The following is a 20,892-nucleotide window of genomic DNA, read 5'->3' as shown; positions in this document are numbered from 1 at the left end:
ATCAGAAATCCCACGTCAGCGAGAAACGGAAGTTCCTGCCGTAGATCGGGCGCGCGATGAAGAATGGCGAATTCGCCTCACCGCTGACGAACGTGCCGGCACGCGGGTTGCCTTCGGTCAGGCCCACTTCATTCAGCAGGTTCTCGCCGCGCACGTAAACCGTCATGCGCTCGATCGGCGACCAACTCAGGTTCGCGCTGAGCACGTCGTACGAAGGCAGCTTGGTGATGTTGGCCGCATCGGTGAAGCGATCGCCGAAATACTGATAGTCGATCTCGAAGCGCACCTGTTCGGCCAGCTTGAACGCCGGCGTCACTCGATAGCTCACTTCCGGCACCCGCAGCAGCCGGTTGCCGGTGAAGTCGACCGTCGTCGGCGTGCCGTTGACCAACGTGGTCTGCCGGAAGTCGCCGAACTCCGGATCCTGCCAGGTCGCACTGAAGCCCACGTCCAGCCAATCGGTCGCGTTGTAGGTGCCTTCGAGCTCGACACCCAGCGTTTCGGTATCGGTGAAGACGTTCACCTGATCGTAGTTCCCGGTCGTCGGGTTATAACGAGTATCGCCGAACCGGAACTTGTCGTACTTGGTCTGGAACAGCGTCGCGTACAGCGAGAAGCGATCCGAGTCATATTTGTAGCCCGCCTCGATGAAATCCATCGTGCGAACCACCGGCGTCGCGAAGGCGTTGGTGATGTAATCGCCGACGCTCGGAAGCCGGAACGTCGAGGTATAGCGGGCGAACACGCCCATGCTCTCGGTGAATTGCCAGTTCACGCCCACGGTCCACCCGAAGTCGTCGTAATCCGTGTCGAAGCGGTCGTACACGCCGGTGCCGGTCAGCACGCTGTCATCGGCTGTGCTCTGCAAGACACCGAGGTTGCGCCCAGCGAACTGTTCCACCTTGCCTTCGACGTCGACCTGCTCATAACGCGCACCCAGGTCGATGCGCCACTGGTCGTTCAAGCTCCACTCATCGGAGAAATACAACGCCTTGGTGAACGACTCGCCCTCGCCATTCGCGAACTCCGAGCCATAACGAATGAAGCCATTGTCGCTGAGCGTGCGCACCGGATTACCCGCAGCGTCGACGGCAACCAGGTTGAGCAGGCGAGCATTGTCCCGAACGTCGATGATCGCATTCGCCGAGTAGCGATCGAACGCCTCGTCGACCTTGGCCAGATACAGGCCGATGGCAACGTCGTGCTTCTGGCCTGCGATCTCGAAATTGCGCATCAAACGCAGATCGTTGAGCAACTCATCGAGCGGCACGTGCACCTGGCGGAAGGAACCGTCGCTGGTGAGTCCGTTGCCATTCTGGCTCGCGACGTTGAAGACCTCGTTCGGGGCGTTCACGTAGCGTAGTTGCACGTCGACAGCGCCCGGGACGAGCGTGCCGATGTTGGCGCGCGCCGCCGCGAGTCGAGCCGCAGCGGTCACCGGTGTGTTCGGGAACAGGCCGATGCGCGAGCTCTCCGATTCGCGATAACGCGTGCCATTGCTCAGCTTCCAATCGCCCGGCAGCTGATATTCGAACCGCAACGTGTACTGAGTGAGCTCGACATCGGTGCCGCGGTCGATATCGAGCGGGAAAGTTCCGTCGGCGTCGCGCAGCGTGACACGGCGAGTATCAGGACCCGACAACGTGCCGAAATGCTCATCGATGCCGGGCACGCCGACCACATCGCCGTCGGCGTCGTAGGTCAGCGGCAAGCCGGTGTAGAAGATGACCCGGTCATCGATGCGCTTGACGTTGAAGTCCAGCGAGCCGTTCTCGAACGTGCGGCCCACCGCAAAGCGCAGCTGACCGCCCTTGTTAGCGGTGTAACCGGCATCGCGTACACCATCGTCTTCGCGATAGAAGCCACCGAAGCCGAGCCGCCAGTCGCCGATCGGCAAGTTGTACCAGCCATCCATGCGACGCAGGCCGTAGTCGCTGCTCTCGACCTTGACGGTGCCGCCCGCGACGTCGCCGGGCTTGCGAGTGATGAAGTTCACGACGCCGCCGGGCGCGTTCGACGAGAACATCGACGCCGGGCCGCCGCGCACCACTTCAATACGATCGATGGTGTCGTCGAGGCGGAACGATTGATCGGCGTTCAACCAGCCCAGACCGGGATCGTGCTGCACCGGCAGGCCATCTTCTTCCATGGCCACCGCCGAGAACCCTTCTTCAGGAATGCCGCGCGCACGAATATTTGCGCTGGCTTCACCGCCGGTGGATTCGACCCAGAAGCCCGGCACCGAGCCGAGGGCATCGGCGACACCGAGCGGCGCGTCCATCCGCAATGATTCGGCATTGATGGTCGTGACGGCATAGCTCACTTCCACCTTGCGGATCTCTTCCACACCGGCGCGGCCGGTGACGACGACTTCTTCTAAATTGTTGGCCGAGGTGCCGGCATCCTGGGCGTGCGCGAAACCGGCAACAAACAAAGGCAGCGCTATAGCGAGTTGACGACGAATAGCGTGGCTGAGCTGCGACATATGACCGTTGGCATCCTTAGCTGCGGAAATGCGGCGCATGCTCGTGCTAGCGCGTGACGGAGCAATGACAGCACAGTGACGTGAATGTGACAATCGTCAGTTTTCAGAAGAAACGAAATGTGATTTCCCGCGCTCCTCTTTTGGAACGCAACCAATGCGTCATGGATTTACCCCCGTTCGTTTCCGGAGGTGTAGCTCATGAATAAGTATGTCGGCCTCGTCGCAATCGCCGCGCTGATTGGCGCCTGTGGTCAAAAAGAGCACACCGCTCCGACCGCCGACGCGCCACCGCCAGCCGGCGACGGCCCATCGGTTGCAACGACTACCGAGCCCGAGACCACGGCCACCGCCGAAGCCACCGCTGGAGCGGCCGTGAAACTCTCCCCCACTCAAGGCAACACCGCGAATGGCGCATTGAAGATCACCGCCGCGGGCACGGCAGTAAAAATTTCAGGAATGGTCCAGGGACTGAAGCCCGACAGCGAGTTCGGTTTTCATTTTCATGAGAAGGGCGATTGCAGCGCACCCGATGCGACCAGCGCCGGCGCTCACTTCAATCCCACCAGTCAGGATCACGGCAACCCGCAGGCGCCGCCGCATCACGCCGGTGACATGTTGAATGTGAAGTCGGATGCGCAGGGCGTCGCCGAGGTGGACATCGACAATCCCGATGTCTCACTGCAAACGGGTCAGCCCAATGACATCCTCGGCAAAGCGCTCGTGGTGCACGCCAAGCCCGATGACTACACGACGCAGCCCTCCGGCAACTCCGGCGACCGCATCGCCTGCGGTGTCGTTGCCGTTCAAACGAACTGATCGTTAGTCGATGACTCGAGACGGCGGCGCGTAGCGATACAGCGCCGCCGCGTTGCCTCGTGCCACACACGTTGCACTCGGCTCGCCGCGCACGACGAACCACTCGATGCGATTGGCCATACCCAATGACTGCGCCGCGGCCTCGCCGAAACACAGCTGCCGGGCAGAATCGTTGACGACCAACTGGCGATGCTCCGAGCCGCTCAGCCACAGCGCGGCGTCCGCTGCTTCTTGATCGGCATCTCTCCATCGCGCGTGCCCGAAGTGAACGATCGGACGGTGCACGTTGAGCAGATATTGCTCTTTGAAGCCGACGAAGCCTAGTTCGGCGGTGGGATCGTCGATCTGCTCGACGCGCTTGATGAACGCCGCACCCGAGCGAGTGCTGTTCATCACCGGATTGACCCAGTAGCTCACGGTAAGCAATGCGGCGGCAAGCAAGCCTGCGTAAGCCAGGGCGCCCCGCGCCGGCCTTGCGAATGCGCAGATCAGAGCACCCGCGATGCCAATCGAAAGCAGCGGACCGAAGACGTCGATCTCGTAACTGGCAAGGAGCTCCAGGCGCTGGGCCGGTCGTATCTGGACGTAGACCGCGCCGAGCAAACAACCCGCCGCGATCGCCGCAACCAGAATGAACAACGCTCGCTGCACCGAGCGACGTTGCATCAGATCCAGGAGATACGGACCGCTCGCGAGCGCGACCGCCGGCAGCGCGGGCAGAATGTAGACCCCGCGCTTGCCGCTGCTGAAACTGAAGAACAACACGACCAGCACGATCCATGACGTCAGCAGCCCGATGCGCAGGTCGCCCGCCTGCCACGCTTTACGCCAACGAGGCACGAGCCAGGGCAGCAGCAACGTCAGCGGCAGCCACAAGCCGGGAATCACTTCGACGATGAAATACCAGAACGGCTCGCGGTGATGCCACGCATCCGTGTAACGCCCGACGGTTTGATGAAACAGGATTTCGTCGCGGTATGCCGCGAGCGTCGGATCGGCATTCGCCGCCAACAGCATCGGCACGAGCCACGTGCTCACGGCCAGCAGGAACGCCAGCGGCCCGACGAACCACAGCCCAACGCTCGTGCCGTGTACGCGCGGCGACCAACGCGGGCCACGCAACGCCGCGAAAGGAATCAATATCAACAACGGCAGAAAGCCAACGCCCTTGGTGATCACACCGAACCCGGCGGCAGCCCAGCCAACCGCGTACCAGCGCCACGCCGGGCCAAGTAATAAATGCCGGACCAATCCATACAGCCCAAGCACCACCCAGAACAACAGCGTCGCATCGATCTGCGCCTGGCGCACTTGCCAGACAAATTGAACGCTCAGCAGCAGCGCCAGTGCGGCAGCCAGGCCTGTCTCGCGATTCCACAGCCGACGGCCGAGGTCATAAACAAGGAGCAGACAGGCGAGGCCACTCAGTAATGACGGCAATAAGAACGCGATTCGCAACGAACCGGTCGCGAGCAGCGACAGCCCCATGATCCAGAAGTACAACGGCGGCTTATCGGCATAGACATCGCCGCCGACGCGCGGCAACAACCACTCGCCCGTCGCCACCATGTCACGGACGATCAATGCAAAGCGCGGCTCGTCCGCGGGCCACGGATCGCGCAGCCCGATGCCCGTTGCGATCAGCAGCAGGCCAAGCCCCAGGAGCCAAAACAAGTCGAGCCGGACAGCGCGCGCGCCAGTGTCGCCGACGCGGAACAAATTCTGAATCCAACTCGCCTGCATCGTTCACCTGCATCCGAAAGTGCGGCGATTATGCCTTGGCTGCCGCAAATTGGTGTTGGACGGGGCCTGTGGAAAAAACCAATCGCGTTCGGCGCAAACTTATTTTCGATTGAGCGGGGCGACGCCGGCCGTCCAACGGTCGATGCACACACAACAGTTCCCGGCCGCGCCGCTGCCATTATCTCAATGGCTTCGGGAGCGTTGGGCCGAAGGCATTCCCTGCTCCTCCGATGTCACGTTCGCGTTTGGCGTGTCATTCATTTGGCTGGCGCTGTACAACGTCCGCTTCTGGGAGCTCTCGGCTGCGGCCATGTGGCATCCCAGCGCAGGCTCGGTGCTGTTCATGACATCGCTATTCGTGCTCGCCTGGGTCGTGCTGACATTGCTGCTGCTGTTGTCGCCGACTCGCTGGGTGATGCGTGCCGCCGCCAGTCTGATGTTCGTCATCGCCGCGTTCAGTGCGTACTTCATGAGCGAGTACGGCGCGATCATGAACCAGGAGATGATGCGCAACGTGTTACAGACCGATCATGCCGAAGTCGAAGCACTGCTGAACGCAGAGGTCACTCTGCACGGCGTGCTGCTGGGCATCATTCCCGCCCTGCTCGTGTGGCGGGTGCGTCTGCCGGAAACGAGTTGGCGCGCTCAAATGGGTCAGCGCTTAATTGCCGTTGTCGTCGCGCTCGGCGTAGCGGTTGCGGGGATGTTTGCCAGCTCGGCCGACTACGCCACTTTCTTTCGCGCGCACAAGCCGGTTCGTTACACGCTCAATCCGATAGCGCCGATCGTCAGCATGGTCGGCCTGGTTGCCGGCAGCAACAGGACGAACGCCGCCGCGCCGCTGATCGATCCCGCCGGCAAGATCGAACGTACCGCCGCGGCGCCGGCGAAGCCGTTGGTGTTGTTCCTGGTCATTGGCGAGACCGCGCGTGCCGCAAACTTCCAGCTCGGCGGATATGCCCGCGAGACCAATCCCGAACTGTCGCAGATCTCCGGCCTGACCTATTTCGCGAACACCTCGTCCTGCGGCACGTCGACGGCGATCTCCGTGCCCTGCCTGTTCTCGCACCTGCCGCGCACCCAGTTCAAAGTCGATGAAGCCGGCCGCTACAAGAATCTGCTCGACTCGCTGGACCAGGCCGGCTTCGAGGTGCAATGGCGCGATAACAACTCCGGTTGCAAAGGGGTCTGCGCGCGCGTGACCAACATCGACTACAACCAGCACTCCGATCCGAAGTATTGCCACGACTCGAACTGCTTCGACGCCGTCATGCTCGAGGACCTGCCGGAAACCTTGCGCAAGATCGAGCGCGACACCGTAATCGTGTTTCATCAAAAAGGCAGTCACGGGCCGTTCTACTCGGAACGCTATCCGAAGCAGTTCGAGAAGTTCCAGCCGGCGTGCCGGTCCAATCAACTCCAGCATTGCAGCCAGCAGGAAATCGCCAACGCGTACGACAACACCATCGCCTACACCGATCATGTGCTGGCCAGCCAGATCAGGATGCTCCGAGAGGCCAGCGCACGGCTCGATAGCGTGCTGATCTATGCCTCCGATCATGGCGAGTCGTTGGGCGAGAACGGCATCTATCTGCATGGCCTGCCCTACGCCTTCGCCCCGGCGGCGCAGAAAGAGGTCCCCATGCTGCTCTGGACCTCCGAAGGTTATGTCCGACGCGCGCGGCTACAACCAGACTGCCTGCGCACTGAAGCCCAGCTGCCCATCAGTCATGATTTTTTCTACCACACGGTGCTGGGGGCGGCCGAGTTGCGTAACCAGGCTTATGATCGGCGCCTGGATCTGATCGCCGGCTGCCGCCGTGGAGGGGGTGGCGAGTGAGCAGCGATTGATTTGTCGAACGCGCGCGTCCTACTGAAGAAGTGAGCCCCGAACAAAGCACCGACAGCGTCCTGATCGCCGCCATGTTGCGCGGTGACGAGGCCGCTTTTCGCCGGTTTTTCGAGACTTATTTCCCGCGTGTCTACCGGTTTGCCCTGCCCCGTCTGGGCAACGATGCCGAGGCCTGCAAAGAAGTGGTGCAAGCAACCCTGGTCAAAGCGATGCGAGGCCTGGCCGGTTTTCGCGGCGAGTCGGCGCTTTTCAGCTGGTTGTGCCAGATCTGTCGCCGCCAGATCGTGGACTACCTGCGCGCTCACAAGCGCCATCATGAGAATGTAGTGCTGATCGACGACACTCCGGGCCTGCGCGAAGCGTTGGAATCCATCGCCGCGCCCGCCTCGGACGAGCCCATGCAGGGCTATAGCAACGCCGAAGCCCGCCGCCTGGTGCAGTCGGTGCTCGATCGGTTGCCGGCGCGCTACGGCGATGTGCTGGAATGGAAATATATCGAGGGACGCAGTGTCGAGGAGATCGGCGCACTGCTTGGCGTCGGGCACATAGCAGCGCAATCGCTGCTGGCCCGCGCCCGCACGGCATTCCGCGAGGCGGTGGAGACAGTATTCGGTTCGACAGCGAGCGATGTGCTCGCCGGTATGAGAAAGTAGCGCCATGACGACGGTACGAGACGAACCCGAGTCTAACGACGCCAGCATCGAAGCGTTGCTTCGAGAAGTTGGCGCGCGCGACGAGCCTTCCGCCGCGGCGGCGAGCGAGGTCATGTCGGCCGTGCACGCCGAATGGCTCACCATCGTGCAACAACGCCGGCGCCAGCAACGCGTCGTTGCCTGGCGGCTGGCCGCTGGTGTGATGCTCGCTGTATTGGTCACCACTTTCGCGTATCGATTCATGGCGCCCGCGCCCGAGCAAGTCGCCAGCGTCGCAAGCGTCGATGGCAGTCTGCTGGCGAGCACCGGCGAAACGGCTGCCGAAGCGCGCGAGGTCGGGCAGCTCATTCGCGTCGGCGACATCATGGAAACCGGCCCCCAATCACGCGCCGCCGTTGCTTTCCCTGACGGACTGTCGTTGCGGCTCGATCACGATACCCGGCTCACCGTGGACGCAACCGACCGCATCACGCTGACCTCGGGCGCGGTATATATCGACGCACCGCCTGGCGTTGGCAGCGGCAACGCTCTGACGGTCGACACCGCGGCTGGGTCGGTTCAGCACGTCGGCACTCAATATGAAGTACGAACTCAGGCCGACGCCATGGTGGTCAGCGTGCGCGAAGGCCGCGTGCGTATAACCAACGCGTCGACTTCGAACACCGGCGAAGCAGGTCAGGTGCTGCGCTTGACGGCCAGCGGCGACCTCACTCGAAGCTCTCTCGCGGCCAGCGATCCTCACTGGCAGTGGACCCTGGAAGCCGCGCCCGTGTTCGACATCGACAATGAGTCCCTCGCCACGTTCCTGCAATGGATCGCCCGCGAAACCGGCCGGCACGTCGTTTACTCCACGCCACAAGCCGAAGCTGCAGCGGAAGCCGTGAAGCTGCGCGGCTCCATCGCGGGACTCGATGCCGACGTAGCTCTGACCACCGTGCTGGCGACGACCCAGCTGCGTCGTTATCGAACAGACGCAACCTCGATCGGCATCGAGCTCACGCCGATTGATTCGAACGCTGCCACGCGTCCAACTCGCTGAGCGCCGGCCCGGACGCGAATCGTCGCGGCCGAATGCGGCGGCGGTGGGGGCGCGATGAGATGTTTCACCAGGGTTGCTGTTACGACCGCCGCGTCGACACTGCTCGCCGCACCGCTGGCTCACGGCGCCGATGCGATGGTCGCGATGCTTCCTGGCAGGACCGCTCTGGATCAGTCCCAGCTGCCCTCGGATGCCGAGCTCGAGAAACGCGGCGCCAGCATCGGCCACATCGACATTCGAATCGATGACGTGTTCGAAGATACCCAGTCGTTGTCGGCGCCCTATCGCATGGTCAATGGCTTGCACATCTCCACGCACAGCGAGACGGTGCGTCAGCAGTTGCTGTTCCGAAGCGGCGAGCCCTATCACCGTCGCGTGCTCGACGAAACCGCGCGCCTGCTCCGCCACCAGCGCTATTTCAACGAAGCCTCCGTCAACGTGGTCCGCTACAACGAGGACAACACGGTCGACGTCGAGGTGCGCGTTCATGACGTGTGGACGTTGAGTCCCGGCTTTTCCTTCGGCCGCAAGGGCGGCGAGAACAAGACGCGCCTGGAATTCGAGGACACCAACTTCCTCGGCTTGGGCAAACAGATCTCGGCGGAGCGCACCAACGATGTCGATCGCACCGCCTGGCGCCTGACCTATGTCGATCCTCATCTGTTCGGCAGCTGGTGGTCGCTCTCCACCGCCTACTCATCCATGAGCGACGGCGAGGAGCAGGCAATCGGTCTGTCCCGACCGTTCTACGCGCTCGATTCCCGCTGGAGCGCGAATCTGAATGCTTCCGACGTCGACAGCGCCATCTCGCGCTACTCGCTCGGCAAGCGCATCGCACGCTACGACATGCAGGAACGGCAGTTCGATGTCGGCGGCGGTATCTCCTCCGGCCTGCACGATGGCTGGACCGTGCGCTATCTCGGCGGCTTTCGCTACGACGCGCGCGCATTCGCGACGCGCTTGAACGAGCCTAACGTGGCGATTCCGGACGATCGCACAGTGGCCTATCCCTGGGTCGGCATCGAAATGCTCCAGGACAACTATCTGAGCACGCGCAATCTGGATCAGATCGGCCGGACCGAAGATCTCCACCTGGGCCGCAGCGCCCGTCTCGAAGCCGGGTTCGCCAGCACCGCTTTTGGCTCGACGCGCGACGCCTTGATATTGAACGGCGTGTTGCAGGCGGGCGACGATCTCGGTCACGAGCGTTATCTCATCAACGGTCTAGGCTGGCGCGGGCGCCTGGAAGACGGTTCGCTCCGCGACGCCGTGCTCGACGCCAGCAGCCGGTTCTACCTGCGTCAGTCAGAGCGACGCGTGTTCTTCGCGTCGATCTCGGGATCGATCACATCACACCTGGATCCTGAGAATCAGCTGCTGCTCGGGGGCGACAACGGGCTGCGCGGCTATCCCCTGCGCTATCAGGCGGGCAAGGCCAATGCGCTGCTGACGCTGGAAGAACGTTTCTACAGCTCATGGCAGCCGCTGAAGCTGTTCAACGTCGGCGCCGCGGTGTTCTTCGATACCGGCCGCGCCTGGGGCCAGGACGAATACGCTGCCGCGCCGGCCGGTTGGCTCTCGGACGTCGGCGTCGGCCTGCGACTTGGCAGCGCTCGCTCCGGCCTCGGCAACGTCCTGCACATCGACCTCGCAATGCCGCTGAATCGGCCCGGCGACATCGATTCCCTGCAACTGTTGATCGAAACCAAGAAATCGTTCTGAAGCATGCCGACCGCAATGTTCTATTGGCGCCACTTGCGCGCGCCCTTGGTACTGTTCGTGATGCTTGCTGCCCTGCTAGCCAGCACCACCCTCGATATCTCCATCGCGCACGCGCTGTACTTCGACGAAGCCCGGTCGCGCTGGATTGGCGCGACCAGCTGGTGGACCAATGAACTGATCCATCGTGACGGCGCCTGGCTCGTGCGCAGCGTAGCGGCGCTGGCGCTGGGACTTTGGATAGCGGCCTGGGTGCGTCCCGAACTGCACGAATTGCGTAGACCTGCGCTGTACTGCTTCGTCTCCATCGTACTGTCGGTAGGGCTGGTCGGACTGCTGAAAACGCTGACCAACGTCGATTGCCCGCGCGACCTGACCGAGTTCGGCGGCGCATTCCCGTTCATTCATCTGTTCGAGCAACGTCCCGAAGCGTTGCGGCATGCTCGTTGCTTTCCTGCCGCGCACGCCAGCTCCGGTTACGCGTTGCTGGCCTTATACTTCGTACTCCGCGAGCGCAGTCGAATAGCCGCGCGATGGGGCTTGGCAGCAGGTCTGTCGATGGGCCTGGTGTTCGGCATCGCTCAGCAGTCGCGCGGCGCGCATTTCGTTTCGCACGATGTGTGGAGCGCGATGCTCGTGTGGACAGTCTCGCTATCTCTGTACACTTTCGCTTTCAAGGCCCGGCTGTGGACTGCCGCGCCTCCTCGATCTCAATGGGAGTGCAATGAAGTCAGCGCTGCGGCGCGTCGCCTGCCTGTCGACGGGACTGTTGATGTGCCACCCCGCGCTGGCGCAACTGCAGGGCCGTAGCGTCGGCGATGTGCTCAAGGATCTGCGCGCCCAGGGCCTGATCTTTATTTACAACGACCAGATCGTGCCGGCGGACCTGCGCGTCCAGGCCGAACCGAGCGCGGCTCGTGGACTGGAATTGGCCCGGGAAATCCTGGCTGCGCACGGATTGTCGCTGTCCGAGGCGGCGCCGCGCGTTTATGCCGTGGTTCGCGATTCATCCAACGCTTCGGCGCGACCACAGCCTGCGCAGAAGCAGGAGCCCGAGCAACTGGAAGAAGTCGTCGTGCAAACCAGCCGTTACGTGCTGGCCACCGAGAACATCGCGCCAAAAAATTTCCTGACCCAGGACGAAGTGCAGGCAATGCCGCGACTGGCGGATGAAACATTGCGCGCCGTGCAAAGATTGCCCGGCGCAGCGACCAACGGTGTGTCGAGTCTCGGACCGATCCGTGGCGGCGAGCCGAACGAGACCGCCATTCTGTTGAACGGGCTGCGGCTGTACGAGCCGTTTCATCTGAAGAACTTCTACAGCCCCATCAGCCTGCTCGACTCGCGCATCATCGACGGCATCGAATTCTATTCCGGCGGCTTTCCGGCGCCGTATGGCGACCGCATGAGCGCCATCATCGATGCGCGCACGATCCGGCCTGCCGAGCGCTACTACGAAGCAGGCTTGAGTTTCTTCCACACCAGCGCATTGGCCGCAACCGGCTTTGACGACGGCCGGGGCCGTGCGCTGCTCTCCGCTCGGCGAGGCAATCTCGCCGAGCTGGCGCAGTTCGCGGAAGAAGACTTCGGCGAACCCGACTATTCCGATGGCTTCGCACGCGCCGAATACGCACTCACGGACTCCACGAATATTTCTTTCGACGCGCTCGCCTCCGGCGATCAAATCGTCGCCCGGCGCGACAATGGCACTCAGGAAGCGCGCGCCAAGTATCGGAACATCTACGGCTGGCTCACGCTCGAGCACGATTGGTCGCCTGACCTGTCGAGCCGGGTCATTGGCTCGTTCACCGATCTGGTCAACGAACGGCGCGGCTCGGTCGAACAGCCAGGCCAACGCTCCGGCCGCGTGCAGGATGACCGAACGTTTCACATCGCCGGACTGAGATTGGAAAACAGCTGGGATATCGGCGCCTTCAGGCACCGCTTCGGCGGCGAAGTCCGAAAGCTGTGGGGCGACTACAATTACTCGCTCGACCTCACCGTCTCTCCCAACTATCCGTTCCCAGGCTCGCCAGGGTCCGTGACTACGCGTCGCGTCTCGCCGGCACCGGAGGGCTATGAGAACTCGGCGTATTGGGACGTGCGAACGACGCTCGGGCAGCGCTGGACCCTGGAAACCGGGCTGCGCGTCGATGTGCAGACTTATGACGGCAGCGACGATGGCGAACAGCTGAGCCCGCGCTTCAGCGTGCTTTATGCGCTGTCACCTGCGACCACGCTGCGCGCCAGCTGGGGGCGGTTCTTCCAATCCCAAGGCATCAACGAGCTGCAGGTCGAAGATGGCATCTCGACCTTCTATCCCGCACAACATGCGGACCACGTCATCGCCAGTCTCGAACACGCCTTCGACGAAGGCTTCAATGTGCGCGTCGAGGCCTATCGAAAATACTATCGGGAGCTCAATCCGCGCTTCGAAAACATGCTGGATCCGCTGGTGCTGTTTCCGGAGGCGGAGTTCGATCGCGTAATGGTCGACGCGCGCAGCGCGCGCGCCGAGGGCGTCGAAGTGCTGATGCAGATGCGGCCGCGAGGACCTTGGAGCGGTTGGCTCAGCTACACGTGGTCGCAAGTGACGGATCGGATCGGTAACGAAGACGTGCCGCGCAGCTGGGATCAGCGACACGCCGTCAATCTCGGAGTGACCTGGGCGAGCGGCCCATGGACCGCGACCGTCATCAACAGCTTCCACAGCGGCTGGCCGACTACCGAGCTGCCCGTGAATCCGACGACGGGAGTGCCGAGCATCGACGTCTCGGCGCGCAATCGCAGCCGTTTGGAGGACTTCAATTCTCTGGACATGCGACTGACACGCACGTTCCTCATGTCGCGCGGCGCGCTGGATGTGTTCGTCGAGCTCACGAACGCGACTTCGCGAGACAATCCTTGCTGCGTGGAGTATGAGCTGCGGCAGAACGCGGACGGCTCGACGAGCTACGTCCGCGACTTCAGTTCCTGGCTGCCGTTGATCCCGTCGGCCGGAGTGCTGTGGCGATATTGATCGCGCCGGTTCGCGCGGCATCCAGCCACGCGACGAGATGGCAGTGACCGTGGAAAATACCTAACCGCCTGTGCTTCTCGATCGTGACCCAGCGCACACGCCCCGACCCCGCTCCCGCGTGAAGATTCGCAACCGCAGCACGTATTAGAAGACTCCCGGATCCGGCCTTCCGGGGGCTGCGAGGAACAGAGGTTAGATGAAGATCCTGCATCTCGAGGACAACCCGAGCGATGCGCTCATCATTGAGCGCGGCATTCAGCGACAAGGCATCCCGGCGACATTCATTCAAGTACGCGGTCCGGGCGAATATTCCGCCGCTTTGCAGGCCGGCGGCTTCGATGTGGTGCTGGTCGACAACAATCTGCCGGGCTACAGCGCCGAAGATGCGATTGGCGAAGCCAAGGCTGCTTACCCCGATGTGCCTGTAATCGTGTGTTCCGGAGCGGCGCTCGAATCCGAAGTGGCGGCGAGCTTCGCGGCCGGCGCCAATGACTACGTGCTCAAGGATCATCTTTGGCAGCTCAGTGCAGCGCTGCGCCGGAATATCAAACCGCCCGCGCCAGTGGTGGCGCCTCCGCAAGCAGCGATGATGTTGCTCGTCGATGTGGTGCAGAAGCTGTCGCTGGCTCGCGGACTCGACGCCATCGTCGACATCGTGCGCAAGGCGGCCCGCCAGCTCACCGGCTGCGACGGTGCGACGTTTGTATTGCGCGATGGCGCTCACTGCTACTACGTCGACGAGGACGCGATCTCGCCACTGTGGAAAGGTCAGCGCTTTCCGCTGGAGACCTGCATCAGCGGCTGGGCCATGCTCAACAGTCAGTCCGCGGTCATTCCCGACATCTATAAAGACTCGCGCATCCCGCACGCCGCGTATCGGCCGACGTTCGTGCACAGCCTGGCGATGGTGCCGATCCGTTCCTACGCACCCATCGGCGCCATCGGCAACTATTGGGCGAGTCATCACGAGTGCACGCCTCAGGAGTTGATGCTGCTGGAAGCACTGGCGAACACGACGGCGGTGGCCATGGAGAACGTCGAGGTCTATCAAAACCTGGAGCGTCAGGTCCGCGAGCGCACGCGCGAGTTGCAGACGGTCAACCAGGAGCTCGAAGCGTTTTCATCGGCGGTATCGCACGATTTGCGGGCACCGCTGCGGATCATGAATGCGGAGCTGGACATGGCGCGCGAGCACGCCGGCGTGCTGCCAGCGTCGTCGATCGCTCGGTTGCGCGATTCCACGACGCGCATGGGCTCGCTCATCGACGACTTGCTCCGCCTGTCTCACATCACCCGCACCGAGTTGTATTTGCAGTCCACCGACCTGAGCGAAATCGCCAGCAAGATCATGACCCGGCTGCGCAGCGCCGAGCCGCAACGCGAGGCCGAAGTCAGCATCGCGCCGGGACTGAAGGTGACGGCGGATGCGGGCCTGATGAGCGTGGTGCTGGAGAATTTACTGTCGAATGCCTGGAAATACAGCTCCAAACGCGAGCGCGCCCGGATCGAGCTGAGCTCATACGTCGACGGCGCGGGCCGGGTCGTTTATCGGGTGCAGGACAACGGCGCGGGCTTCAATCCGAATCAAACCGACCGGCTGTTCAAGCCGTTCACTCGCCTGCACGACGCTCGGCAGTTCCCGGGCGTCGGCATCGGCCTGGCCACCGTCCAGCGCATCGTGCAACGTCACGGCGGCGATATCTGGGCGTGCAGCGACGGCCGCACGGGCGCGCAGTTCATGTTTACTCTCGGCGAGCAACGATGATTGCTTACATCGCGGCGTCTTCGAAGCCTTGCAGGACGTGCGCGACGTTGTGACCGATCTCGGCGACGGCATAGCCGCCTTCGAGAATGAACACCGTCGGCAAGTTCAGGGCCGCGAGCTGCGCACCGAGTTTCAAGTACTCCGGCTCGCGCAGCTGGAACTTGGAAATCGGATCGTCGGCGAAGGTGTCGACGCCGAGTGAAATCACCAGCGCGTCGGGCTTGAACTCGTTGATGCGACGGACCGCATCGCCAAGCGCATCGAACCACAACGCATTGCTGCTGCCGGCCGGCAGCGGATAGTTCTTGTTATAGCCGAGACCTTCACCGCTGCCGGTCTCATCGGCATGACCGAGGAAGAACGGATACTCGGTGCGAGGATCGCCGTGGATGGAAAGGAACATCACGTCGCTGCGATCGTAGAAGATGGTCTGCGTGCCGTTGCCGTGGTGATAGTCCACATCCAGCACGACGACGCGTCCGGCGCCGTTGTCACGAAACGCCTGGGCCGCGACCGCAGCGTTGTTGATGAAGCAGTAGCCGCCAAAAAAATCCGGCCCCGAGTGATGCCCGGGCGGACGCGACAACGCGAATGCCGCGCGCTCGCCGCCACTGACGATCTGCTGCGCGGTGAGCGCCATGTCGGCGCCCGTTTTTGCCGCCGCCCAGGTGCCAGCCGTGAACGGCGTGCCGCTGTCGTAGGAATACAAACCGAACTTCCCGGCGAAGTGATCGGGCTCGATGTCGCTGCGGTGGCCGCGCACCGGCCACACCGCAGGCAACGCATCGTTCGTATAGCCCTGAGCGCTCCACAGATCCCACGCTTTTTCCAGAAAGCGAATGTAGCGAGGCGCGTGCACTCGCTCGATGGCAGCGACCGGAAATTCCTTCGGCGCCAGGATCGGCCCGAAGTTGCGCGCTTTCACCGCCTCATACACGAAGTCGGCGCGCTCTGGTTTCTCGAAGCACGGCACCAGCTGGCCACGATACATTTCCTTGTCACCGGCATGCAGACGGTGACGGTCGCTATAAATGATCTTCATGAACGGGCCTTGAGACCCACGGCGACCAGGTTGGCGATCTCGCGGGCGATGTGTTGCTGTTGTAACGGGTCGGTCGGCACGTCGTCCTTGACCAGCCAGCTGAGCAGGCCCGGCAGCATCAGTGCGCGCGCGTGCACGTCCACATCCTTGATGCTGCTCTCTCGCATGCCTTGACGGATCAGCTCGTGATACGCGTCGCCGAGCTGATCGGAGCGCACCGCGAACTTCGCCTGGCCTTCCGCCGACAACGCGCCGTGCCCGACGAGCGGCGACAGTGGATTCAGATCTTCGTTGGGATAAGCGCGCGCCAGCGCGTCCATCGACGCCGACAGCGCTTCCATCCGCGTGCCCGAGTATTCGAGCATGCGGTCTTTGATGAAGAGGAAAATGCGGAACGCGCGCTCGTAGCACGCCGACACGACTTCCTGCTTGCTGCCGATGTGATGATGGAACGTGCGCTTGGTCGTTCCCAACTGACCGGCGATCTCTTCGAGCGACGTTGCATCGATGCCTTTGCGATTGAACGCGCGCGACGCGGCTCGCAACAGCGCCTCGCGCTTGGCTTCGAGCGCGGCGTCTCGATCGAACGCGCTCACCACCTGTGGCGCAAGCTTGGAAAGATCCAAAGGTTGATAGTTCGGCAATTCCGCACGCGTCGAAAATCCTTCGAGCACGGTCGCCATCACTGCGGATCGCAGCCGTTCGGCGCCCATGGGACCGACAGCGTGCGCCCACGGTCGAGCCAACGGCGCCCACGTGACCAGACTGAGAATGACTCGCGCGTTCACCTCGATGTCGCAGGCTCGCAGCACGCCCTCGCGGTGCCCGGTCTCGAGCAGGTGCGCAAGGCGGGCGGTCAGCGCGTCATACAGACCCTGGATGGTGTCGCGCTGAGTCTGGTTCATCATCGCGATTTCGGCCCGGGCCGCGATCTCCGGCTCCTTCGGGTCGAGCATGCGGCTGATGAAATCGATCAGGATGTTGGCCGACGTGCCGCCGACGCGCTCGGCTTCCCGCAAGTGGCGCGCAATGATCTCGGCGGCCCGGCGATAGCACTGGAACACCAGGTCTTCGCGATCGGCGACGTAGTGGTACATCGCCCCGCGCGTAACGCCCAGTTTCGCGGCAATTTCGGCCAGCGACGTGAGCAGCACACCCTTCTGATTCAATTGACGAGCGGCCTCGTCGAGCACGCGCTCGTGACGATTGACCGAGGCTGGCGCCTCGGCGGTGGGCTGGGCCGCGCTGTCTTTGGGGTTCGAGGTCATGGCAGTAAACCGGAGTTACCCATAGTAACCGCAGCGACGCTCCCATTCACCCCGCCCGCGCCGATGTCCGCAATCGGCAGCCCCTCAGGAGGCCGCGAGAGCCGGTTCACAGTTCCGCAACCGCGTTGGCCTGGACGGGGGCCAGTTCCCGACGTCTGCGCTACGCTTTATCCCGAATCCGGGTGACGTAAGCCACTACCCGCTCGCTAGCCACAACCAAAAACACGGCTGACATGGAGTCTTTTTTCAGCTCACATGGCCCCGACGCCGGGGCGACCCGCATCAAGGCCATGCGCTGGCCGGCCAGCGTGCGCCTGGGCCATGCCACCGTCCTGGCCGCCAAAGCCATTCAGATTTCCAGCACCGGCGTCGGCCTGCTCATGGATCGGACGATCAAGGAAGGCGAGACGGCGCTGGTGCGCGTCGACGCCTATGTGAGCGGCAATCCGGTGCGGCTACAGGCGCGGACCAGCGTGGTCTGCTGTACCTGTGTGGGCATGGATGGGTTCCGGATTTCGCTGCGCTTCCAGGAACTGGACGAAGACGCGCAGAGCGCGGTCGACGCGATGCTGCGCGCCCGCTGAGGGCCCTGCACGTCCATGTGCCCGCTGCATCAGGACGTCCCTGTCCAAGTCGGGCGCGCCAGATCGAACGAATCAGCCTCGGATCATTTCAACAGACTGCGCAACATCCACGCGGTCTTTTCGTGCACCTGCAAGCGCTGGGTCAGCAGATCGGCCGTCGACTCGTCGCCACCTTTCTCCGCAGCCGGAAAGGTGCCGCGCGCCGTTCGCGCAACGGCTTCGTGACCGGCAACCAACAGCCGCACCATGTCCATGGCCTCCGGCACGCCCTCGGTCTCCTCGATCGAGGTGAGACGGGCAAATTGGCTGTAGGTGCCCGGAGCCGGGTAACCCAGCGAACGAATCCGCTCGGCTACCGCGTCCAGCGCGTTCCACAGCTCGGTGTATTGCTCCATGAACATCAGGTGCAGCGTATTGAACATCGGGCCTTCGACGTTCCAATGAAAATTGTGCGTTTTCAGATACAGGGAGTAGGTATCTGCCAGCAGCCTGGCGAGGCCGTCCGCAATCTTTTCCCGGTCCTTACCGCTGATGCCGATATCGATGGCAACCGCACCGCCTTTGCTACCGTTTTTCTTGGAACTTTCTTTGGCCATACAGATTCTCCTGACGAGCTCTTGCTGCGTAACTGAACTTATTCATCGTACTGAATCGTCGCACAGGGCTCCAACAGCAAGGCTCTATGTTGACGATCGACGACATCTCGCGCTCCGGCGCACATTGGTGCATGACTGTCACATTCAGTGAGCATTCAGAGCGCATATCTTGCAATACGCGTGGCGGGCCCGCGGGGACGCCACGACCACGAACCGACGAGACACTTCGATGACAGCGAAATTTATTTTTGCCGCGCTGGCAGGTAGCGCGTGCTTGCTAGGCACTGCTGGCGTGTTTGCCAACGACGCCAAAGACAAGCTGGCGGCTGCCGGGCCCTTCGCCACCCTCGACCGCAACGGCGACAATCGCATCAGCCGCTCCGAAGCCGGCTTCGACCGTAAGCTGTCGGAGACATTTGTCGAGCTCGACGCCGACGGCGACGGCTTCGTGTCCGCAGCCGAATTTGCCACGGGTGAAAAAAACCGCACTCCCATCGGCAAGCTCACGCAGCAGTAACCGCATCGGCCGCGTGGCGATCCACCGGTCGGCCGCGCGCCTGCCATGCTTCTATGCCTCCGGCCAACGGCCGGACCCGCTTGAACCCCAGCTCCTGAAGCTTTCTTGCCACGACGGCCGCCGAAGCGTCGTTCGGACAATCGCAGTAGACGACCACGTCCTCGCCAGGCTTGAGCTGTAAGTCGGAGATGTCGCGCACGGCGATGCTGCCCGGAATCCAACCGGACGCCGCGCGGCGCTCCGGACTGCGCACATCGAGAATGGTGGCGGCCGAGCCGGAATCGAGCAGCGTCGTCAGCTCATCGATGGAAATGCGCGACATGCGGATCTGCGCCATGAATCTCTGACGCTGCCACCACTTGAACAACACGAACAGCGCGACGGCAACGATCAGCAACAACAGCGCGAGATGGCCCAGCTGTTCGAGTTGAGCCAGCAACGCCTCGACGGCCTCGTGAAACATCGCGCCCAGCGCGATTGCGCCAGCCGCCCAGAGCGCGGCGCCGATGCCGTCATAAATAATGAAGCGCCGCCAGCTGGTGCCCGACTCGCCGGCGAGTGTCGTCGACACCGCCGCAAAGCCCGGAATGTATTTCGCAAGGATCAACGACGGCGCGCCCCATTTCGCATAGATGTTACGAGTCATGCCGACGCACGAATCGGGTGACAACGAGACACGACACATCAAGCGCAGCAGCTTGTTGCCAAAGCGACGGCCGCCCGCAAACCACGCCAGATCCGCGATCAATGCCGCCAGCGTCGCTACCAGCAACACCGGCCACAGCGATTCGTGCTTGTCGGTGGCGAGCGCGGCCGTCACGATCATCGGCGCATAAGAAGGAAACGGCAGGCCGCCCTGGTCCAGCAGCACGCAAAAGAACACGACCCACAGGCCGTAGCTCTCGATGACGTGCAGCAGCGTGTCCATCCAACCTCACCTGGCGAATTGTGCACCCGATGCCGGTGGGCGAACTGGCATCGGCGTGCGCTTATTGTGCCGGAATGGGGCTGTAGTTATGGCAGTACGCCGGTCTTTTCAATATCCCGGGGAGCGATGACCAGGCGCTTCTGATAGTTGGCGCCGCCATGCTCGAGCTCACCGCTCACCCTGACCCTCTGCCCGAGCAGCTGCCGATATCGCTCGAACTGCTTCGGCGTCAGCGCCAGCTCGATCTCCAACTGGATGACTTCTCGCGGATAACGAGTGTTGGCATCGACGCAGACGCGCTCATCGAGCTGCAACACCCAGACAGTCCGCGGCTCATCGCCTTTGGTCACACTCTCGTAATCGGGCGGCCCGGCGTAGGTGTGCCGCACAAGCGTGCCGGCGATGTCGATCGGGCCGTACTGAAGACACGAGTATTCCAGCGCCCCCGCCGGCGGCGCAGTGAAAAGCACGATGACCAGCAGCGTGCGCCACATACCCTATTCCGATCTGCGCAGCTCGTAACGAAGTTCATCGGCGGTCTCGCCCACCTGCCGCCAGCCCGCAGCTTCATAAAAGCGTGCTGCGCGAGTGCCAGATTCCGTCGTCAGCCACAGCCGATCGTGGCCCTGTTCCCACAACCAGGCAACCATCGTGTCGTGCAGCTGGCGGCCATAGCCTCTGCCTTCGTGCCCCGGCTCGACGAACAGCGCCCAGATGCTCCCGGTCGCGGCGTTGCCCACGGCGAAGGCGACGATATTTCCTTCTGTTTCGATGACCCAGCCCCGGCCAGTGACTTCGATTTCGACGCGGTAGTCCTGTTCAGACAACTGTCGAGAGACCAGACGATTCTCGAGGACGGACATCCG

Annotated in this window: 18 protein-coding genes; 10 read left to right on the top strand and 8 right to left on the bottom strand. The window is 62.7% G+C overall.

Annotation, left to right across the window (positions count from 1 at the left end):
* Position 1 precedes the first annotated feature (1 nt).
* Positions 2-2,485, bottom strand: coding sequence for a TonB-dependent receptor (locus EK373_RS07325; RefSeq protein WP_198683125.1), 2,484 nt, complete (start codon positions 2,483-2,485; stop codon positions 2-4).
* Between the two features lie 198 nt (positions 2,486-2,683).
* On the opposite strand from EK373_RS07325, the gene EK373_RS07320 reads away from it, so the two are divergent.
* The gene (locus tag EK373_RS07320; protein WP_129642048.1) at positions 2,684-3,301 is read left to right on the top strand and encodes a superoxide dismutase family protein; all 618 of its coding nucleotides are present in this window, start codon (positions 2,684-2,686) and stop codon (positions 3,299-3,301) included.
* Between the two features lie 3 nt (positions 3,302-3,304).
* Here the strand turns inward: EK373_RS07320 and EK373_RS07315 are convergent, their stop codons facing one another.
* The gene (locus EK373_RS07315; RefSeq protein ID WP_129642047.1) at positions 3,305-5,044 is read right to left on the bottom strand and encodes an ArnT family glycosyltransferase; all 1,740 of its coding nucleotides are present in this window, start codon (positions 5,042-5,044) and stop codon (positions 3,305-3,307) included.
* A 142-nt stretch (positions 5,045-5,186) separates the two neighbouring features.
* On the opposite strand from EK373_RS07315, the gene EK373_RS07310 reads away from it, so the two are divergent.
* The 7 genes from EK373_RS07310 (at position 5,187) to EK373_RS07280 (ending at position 15,091) form a co-directional block, all read left to right on the top strand.
* Positions 5,187-6,884 carry a phosphoethanolamine transferase gene (locus tag EK373_RS07310; RefSeq protein ID WP_129642046.1) on the top strand — a complete coding sequence of 566 codons (1,698 nt, stop codon included), beginning with the start codon at positions 5,187-5,189 and terminating at the stop codon, positions 6,882-6,884.
* Between the two features lie 41 nt (positions 6,885-6,925).
* Complete coding sequence (locus tag EK373_RS07305; RefSeq protein WP_129642045.1) at positions 6,926-7,549, top strand: RNA polymerase sigma factor; 624 nt, start codon at positions 6,926-6,928, stop codon at positions 7,547-7,549.
* Positions 7,550-7,553: 4 nt separating this feature from the next.
* Positions 7,554-8,588, top strand: a complete 1,035-nt coding sequence (locus EK373_RS07300) for a FecR domain-containing protein (RefSeq protein ID WP_129642044.1) — start codon at positions 7,554-7,556, stop codon at positions 8,586-8,588.
* Between the two features lie 54 nt (positions 8,589-8,642).
* On the top strand, positions 8,643-10,310 hold the full coding sequence (locus tag EK373_RS07295; protein WP_129642043.1) for a BamA/TamA family outer membrane protein: 1,668 nt from the start codon (positions 8,643-8,645) through the stop codon (positions 10,308-10,310).
* Positions 10,311-10,313: 3 nt separating this feature from the next.
* Positions 10,314-11,117 (top strand): phosphatase PAP2 family protein, encoded by an 804-nt coding sequence (locus EK373_RS07290; RefSeq protein WP_129642042.1) that lies wholly within the window; start codon positions 10,314-10,316, stop codon positions 11,115-11,117.
* Positions 11,032-13,326, top strand: a complete 2,295-nt coding sequence (locus EK373_RS07285) for a TonB-dependent receptor plug domain-containing protein (RefSeq protein WP_198683124.1) — start codon at positions 11,032-11,034, stop codon at positions 13,324-13,326. Before EK373_RS07290 ends, EK373_RS07285 begins: the two co-directional genes overlap by 86 nt.
* Before the next feature lie 196 nt (positions 13,327-13,522).
* Entirely contained in the window at positions 13,523-15,091 is a 1,569-nt protein-coding gene (locus tag EK373_RS07280; RefSeq protein ID WP_129642040.1) for an ATP-binding protein, read from the top strand.
* Positions 15,092-15,095: 4 nt separating this feature from the next.
* Here the strand turns inward: EK373_RS07280 and EK373_RS07275 are convergent, their stop codons facing one another.
* Positions 15,096-16,133: a histone deacetylase family protein gene (locus EK373_RS07275; RefSeq protein WP_129642039.1), complete on the bottom strand. Its 1,038-nt coding sequence runs from the start codon at positions 16,131-16,133 to the stop codon at positions 15,096-15,098.
* Positions 16,130-17,401: a TetR/AcrR family transcriptional regulator gene (locus EK373_RS07270; RefSeq protein ID WP_129642038.1), complete on the bottom strand. Its 1,272-nt coding sequence runs from the start codon at positions 17,399-17,401 to the stop codon at positions 16,130-16,132. The genes EK373_RS07275 and EK373_RS07270 overlap by 4 nt, the downstream gene beginning before the upstream one ends.
* Positions 17,402-17,691: 290 nt before the next feature.
* On the opposite strand from EK373_RS07270, the gene EK373_RS07265 reads away from it, so the two are divergent.
* On the top strand, positions 17,692-17,985 hold the full coding sequence (locus EK373_RS07265; protein ID WP_157994264.1) for a PilZ domain-containing protein: 294 nt from the start codon (positions 17,692-17,694) through the stop codon (positions 17,983-17,985).
* 83 nt (positions 17,986-18,068) lie between these two features.
* Here EK373_RS07265 and EK373_RS07260 read toward each other — a convergent pair whose 3' ends face one another.
* The gene (locus EK373_RS07260) at positions 18,069-18,581 is read right to left on the bottom strand and encodes a Dps family protein (protein WP_129642036.1); all 513 of its coding nucleotides are present in this window, start codon (positions 18,579-18,581) and stop codon (positions 18,069-18,071) included.
* A gap of 292 nt (positions 18,582-18,873) precedes the next feature.
* Here EK373_RS07260 and EK373_RS07255 point away from each other — a divergent pair, with 292 nt between their 5' ends.
* Positions 18,874-19,098 (top strand): EF-hand domain-containing protein, encoded by a 225-nt coding sequence (locus tag EK373_RS07255; RefSeq protein WP_198683123.1) that lies wholly within the window; start codon positions 18,874-18,876, stop codon positions 19,096-19,098.
* On the opposite strand, the gene EK373_RS07250 is transcribed toward EK373_RS07255, so the two are convergent.
* From EK373_RS07250 to EK373_RS07240, 3 genes are all read right to left on the bottom strand, one after another.
* Complete coding sequence (locus EK373_RS07250) at positions 19,085-20,026, bottom strand: rhodanese-like domain-containing protein (RefSeq protein ID WP_129642034.1); 942 nt, start codon at positions 20,024-20,026, stop codon at positions 19,085-19,087. The genes EK373_RS07255 and EK373_RS07250 overlap by 14 nt on opposite strands.
* A gap of 86 nt (positions 20,027-20,112) precedes the next feature.
* Positions 20,113-20,520 (bottom strand): DUF4431 domain-containing protein, encoded by a 408-nt coding sequence (locus EK373_RS07245; protein ID WP_129642033.1) that lies wholly within the window; start codon positions 20,518-20,520, stop codon positions 20,113-20,115.
* Between the two features lie 3 nt (positions 20,521-20,523).
* Positions 20,524-20,889, bottom strand: a complete 366-nt coding sequence (locus EK373_RS07240) for a GNAT family N-acetyltransferase (RefSeq protein WP_157994263.1) — start codon at positions 20,887-20,889, stop codon at positions 20,524-20,526.
* Between the last annotated feature and the right edge of the window lie 3 nt (positions 20,890-20,892).

It is taken from the genome of Peristeroidobacter agariperforans (assembly GCF_004138335.1).
In the GTDB taxonomy this organism is placed as follows: Bacteria; Pseudomonadota; Gammaproteobacteria; order Steroidobacterales; family Steroidobacteraceae; genus Steroidobacter; species Steroidobacter agariperforans.
This window is presented reverse-complemented; position numbering and strand designations above follow the sequence as displayed.